Raw genomic sequence first — 4,966 nt, 5'->3', positions numbered from 1 at the left:
AAAGGATAATCTCGAATTATCGGTTGCTTCTATTAAGCTATAGCCAAATTTTACTGTAATGAGGATGAGTTATATGTGTAGAGGAAGAACTGCGTTAGTAAATGGACTTATTGTTTTACAAAAAGAGGTTATTCAAAACCACGCAATTATTATAAACGAGAAAAAAATTGAGGATATTGTTCCATTAGCTAGCATTTCCCGTGAAAAAGACACCTTCGAAATTATTGACTGTTCTGACAAATACATCATTCCAGGGTTAATAGATATTCATTCTGATATGATTGAAACAGTTATTGTTCCACGGAAAGGTCTTATTTTTGATAATAAAATAGCGTTATATGAGGCTGACAGACAATTGATTAGTCAGGGCATAACAACAATTTATCATTCCATATCAATAGCAAATTCTACTATTTGCAATCGCACTAGAACTTTAACCGTGCCAGAAATGGTTCGAATAGGAGATGCTATAAATCAGGAAGATGCACACTTACTGATTCATCATCGCTTTCACGCCAGATTAGAATTGAATACAATTGAGGCACTTGAACTTATCATTGATAGAATCAATTCTAAAAAAATCCATGAGTTATCAATCATGGATCATACCCCAGGCCAAGGGCAATATTCCAATTTAGAAACATTTAAAGTTGAAATACGTAAGCAGTATGGAGAGATTCCTGAGTACCAGATGAATGCGATTATCAAAGAGTGTCAGAAGAAACCAACCTTATCATCAGAACAAATTAACAGGTTATTGGAATGCGCTAACACAATGAGTATTCCAATTGCTTTCCACGACGTGGAAACAGATAAGCAACTCGAGTTTATGAAAAGACACAATATACAGATAAGTGAGTTCCCGCTTACAGCATACATCGCTGCCAAAGCAGCAGAGAATAATTTTTTTAATTTGGTGGGGGCACCCAATATATTAAGAGGAGGTTCTCACAATAAGAATGCATCTGCACTAGAATTGGTTGAAAGTGGATGTGCTAACATAATATGTTCAGACTATTACAGCCCATCTTTTCTTCCTTCTATATTTTTACTTCCACGTATCACGCAAGTGACTTTACCTGAAGCAGTAAGCTTTGCAACATATTACCCTGCAAAAGCAGTTCACCTTGATCATCTATACGGTTCAATTGCGCCAGGCAAAAATGCGGATATACTTATAGTAGATTTGAAGTCTGAAATACCAAAAGTTGTTATTGCTTTTGTGGATGGAAAGAAGAAGTATCAGATATTCTATGAGGATTGACAAAATGGCAAATAATTCGAAACTTGAAAAACTAAATTCTATGCTTGCTGAATGCACTCATTACTATAGTCAGTCAATTCCATTGTGTGCTGCTGAAAATCCGATTTCGCCTTTTTCGAAAATCCCGTTAAGTGGAGACTTTCAGGAAAGATATATAATGGGAAGTTCATATGAGTACAGATTAGAAGACAATTTTATTGGTAGCAATACACTTTTACCTTTCTATTCTATGATACATGAAGAATGCCAAGTCCTATTTGGAGCACATTATGCAGATGCACGTACTCTTTCAGGTATGAATTGTTTGACAACATTGTTGATGTCATTAACGTCACTTAATGAGAAGATTGCTATTCTTCCGCCAACATGGGGTGGTCATTCATCAATACAACCCGTATGCGAAAGATTAGGGCTTCAAGTTTATGAATTACCATATGATTATTCCAAGTGGGATATTAATTACGATAAAGCTAATAACTTAATTAAGCGCGAAAAAATCAACTATATCCTTTTAGCTCCTTCTGATATTATTCATCCTCCTTCTGTGGAATGTTTTGATTTAAGCAATTGCACTTTACTATATGATATAAGTCAACTTATGGGCCTAATAGCGGCTGGGCTAATTCCTTCTCCAATAAAGTTAAAAAATGCTGTCATTTTTGGAGGTACACATAAAACTCTCCCGGGCCCTGCCTCAGGATTGATACTAACAAATGATGAAGAAATCCATTTAAGAATTGAACAGAAAATTAATCCCATTTTTCTGCGGCATACACAAATGCATCAAGTGATTAGTTTACTTTTTGCTTTAATTGAATTCGAATACTATGGAAAAGAATATACCGAAGCTATTATTAAAACATCAAATCAATTAGGAAACACACTTGCACAAAAGGGGTTTCAAATGGGAGAAATATCAAATCATTTCAGCGAAACCCATCAATTATTTATTTTTTGTAACTATGAAGAAATGTTGAGAATAAATCAAAACGCAATTAGATTTGGAGTAACATTAAATAAAAAGGAGAAATCTCTTTTTAAGGGGAGTGGAATCCGTTTGGGAACCCAGGAGATTGCTCGATATGGTTGGAACGAGGAGGATTTAAGTATTATATGTGAAATTATGGCCTTGCTCAGAGATAGAAACCCCAACAAGGAGAAGATTGCCACCATGAAAGAAGGTCTTTCTCCTAAAGAGATTCACTATACATTTTCAAATTCCACACTAAGCAAACTAACATCCGCGCTACATCATAAACAGATAGAGATTTAACAAACTCTTATAGTCCATTTTGCGGCAAGCATTGATAGCACTAGTATAACGGAGCTGCATAAATCCATTTAATACAGATTTGTCGACGCGTTTTTTTTGTAGATATGCCAATAGCATTTCAGATAATAGTTTGTTCATATTTAAATTGTGTTGTTCACATGTGTCTATGCATTTCACAATCTCGTTTTCCGTATCCGATATATTAGAAGAGTTTGTACATATATTACAAATACTCAACGCAATCAGCGACATGGTTTCTAAATTAAAGTCTTGGTTCTTTTTTGAGAAGCTGTGTGCTCTTTCATAATTTTCTTTTGCACTTGCATATTTTTCTAAATGTCTATAGTATTCCCCTAATTGAAAATATACATTATATTGAAGGCGCTTTCTCTGCAATTTGTAATCATGAAGCACATTTAACAGGAGACTGCTTTCTAAATCCAAGTTGTTTTTTTTTGAAACTGATATATATTGAGCTCTTATTTTTTTATATGAAGCCTTCGTTTCTTTATAACCGTCTTCTGGGAGGAAGGTCATGTAGAATGATATTTTCCTGTAAAGCTTTTTGGCAGATTTCATCTGTTGTTGACATAAGAGAACAGTAAGTTTTTCTCTCATCCCTCTAAGAATTTCACTCTTTCTTCCGAGTTTCTTTGCACTAGAAATTGATTTGTCATAAAATTCAATCGCAGCATTGAAATCTCGGCCTTGGTGGCGATATGCGTGGGCTATTCCCCAAAGACATCTAGCCTCATATTTTTCAAACTCCTTATTCCTATAAATACCAGAGAGTAGAATCAAATACAGAGAAACTGACTCATCATAGTTATTTTGTAAATGATATAATTTTGCTGTCAACAATGAAAAACGAAATTGTAGGTCTGTCTCCGGCGAGCGTGCAGCTATCTTGCATCTATCAACTACTTCCCGAGCAGCAAGATAATTTCCAACCCCTATTAATCCTTCTACATATCCTAAAACAACAGCCAGAAATGTCCTTTCAGAAATATGCCCAGATACTGTATCCCAGTTATATAAGCGCTTGTAGTGTTCACCTACCATTAAAAGAAAGGAGAAATTCTCTTCTGAGATAGCTTTCTGAATTCCCCGCACAATAGTTCCGCTATTATCGTCGCTTTTTAGCATTATCAAATAATATATCTGCTCATATTGCATCCCAGTATGATAATAATGTTTGTAGATCTTCTTGATTATCTCTGTTGAGCGGGAAAACCTGGAGCATATATAATCTCTGAATAATTCATGCATATAGATGGTCTTAGTCTTTCTGTTAAATTCAATAAGAGAAAAGTTTTCAAGTCTTTCAAAACACATGGAAGGCAAGGCGATGTTAAACTCTTCAAATATTTCTACAGATAGAGTGGGGCTTGTTATACTGAGAAAGCCTATATACTGCGCCAATATGCATAATGGCTCGTCTAATTCATCAATTATTCTGCCTAAATAAGTATCCATCCGATTTTTATCATAAGTAATTGTAGATAAAACTGATGAGCCGCTATTTAGCAAAAGATTTACAAAAATTGGCAATCCATCCGAAAAGTCAATGATTTGGGCGAGAGTTTCCGGTTGCAACTTTTTAGAGTTTCTCTTTGCAAAATCAAAAATGTCCTTTTGGTCAAATGTAGGAAGTTCTATATATCCAAGCTGCCTTTCATTCATTATGTTTAAAAATGCTTGTTTCTCTATTGACCCCACAATGATGCGATATCTGTCCGAATATGCCAAAAAGGTATCAATTACTGATTCAATTTCTTTACCCAATCCTGCATTGTTTATATTATCTAGAACAATGAAAATCTTTTTTCGCCAGATCAACTGTACGAGATTTTCTGCAATTTCTATCAATGTTAAGCCCAAACCGGATACTTGCGAAATAATCTGATCATTGATGCTACGGGATCCATCTCCGGAAAGCTGAAAGTAAAGAGCTTTCGCTCGAAGTTTCTTGATCGAGTTAGTATATTCCTTACGATTACTATTTTCACGGCTGAGATTACAATTTATGCAATCGCAAAAAAAGCGGAGGAATGCACTTTTTCCAATGCCACGCTTACCATAAACATTTATTACTTTTGTTTCCGTTTGTATCATCGTTATCATGTTGTTAAGACTCTGATTTCTATCTGAAAAAACACTTTGAGAAACATAATAACTAGTTATATTTAACTTGCGCCTTGTTAATCTTTTGATAATATTCCAGATTATACTGCCAATTGCTGTGAAAATTGCTATGGCAGCAGAAACTGTTTGTATAATTGAGCTATACTCAATATTTTTGTACTCCACATACTTTCCTCCTGAAATAGTGATTTATCTAGTGCGTATCGGTAATAGGGAGGGCATAATTACAAAAGTCTTCAAACTAAAATAAACCAAGCAAGTGAGATAATTCGAGATTATCCTTT

The 4,966-nt window shown here is 34.8% G+C and carries 3 protein-coding genes; 2 read left to right on the top strand and 1 reads right to left on the bottom strand.

Features of this window, described 5'->3' with window-relative positions:
* Positions 1-73 precede the first annotated feature (73 nt).
* Entirely contained in the window at positions 74-1,264 is a 1,191-nt protein-coding gene (locus D1841_RS16380) for an alpha-D-ribose 1-methylphosphonate 5-triphosphate diphosphatase (RefSeq protein ID WP_160644695.1), read from the top strand.
* A 4-nt stretch (positions 1,265-1,268) separates the two neighbouring features.
* Complete coding sequence (locus tag D1841_RS16375) at positions 1,269-2,537, top strand: hypothetical protein (RefSeq protein WP_160644692.1); 1,269 nt, start codon at positions 1,269-1,271, stop codon at positions 2,535-2,537.
* Here D1841_RS16375 and D1841_RS16370 read toward each other — a convergent pair.
* The gene (locus D1841_RS16370) at positions 2,511-4,847 is read right to left on the bottom strand and encodes a tetratricopeptide repeat protein (protein WP_160644691.1); all 2,337 of its coding nucleotides are present in this window, start codon (positions 4,845-4,847) and stop codon (positions 2,511-2,513) included. The genes D1841_RS16375 and D1841_RS16370 overlap by 27 nt on opposite strands.
* Positions 4,848-4,966: the final 119 nt, after the last annotated feature.

The sequence above is a fragment of the Neglectibacter sp. X4 genome (assembly GCF_009917365.1).
Taxonomy (GTDB): domain Bacteria; phylum Bacillota; class Clostridia; order Oscillospirales; family Acutalibacteraceae; genus Acutalibacter.
This window is presented reverse-complemented; position numbering and strand designations above follow the sequence as displayed.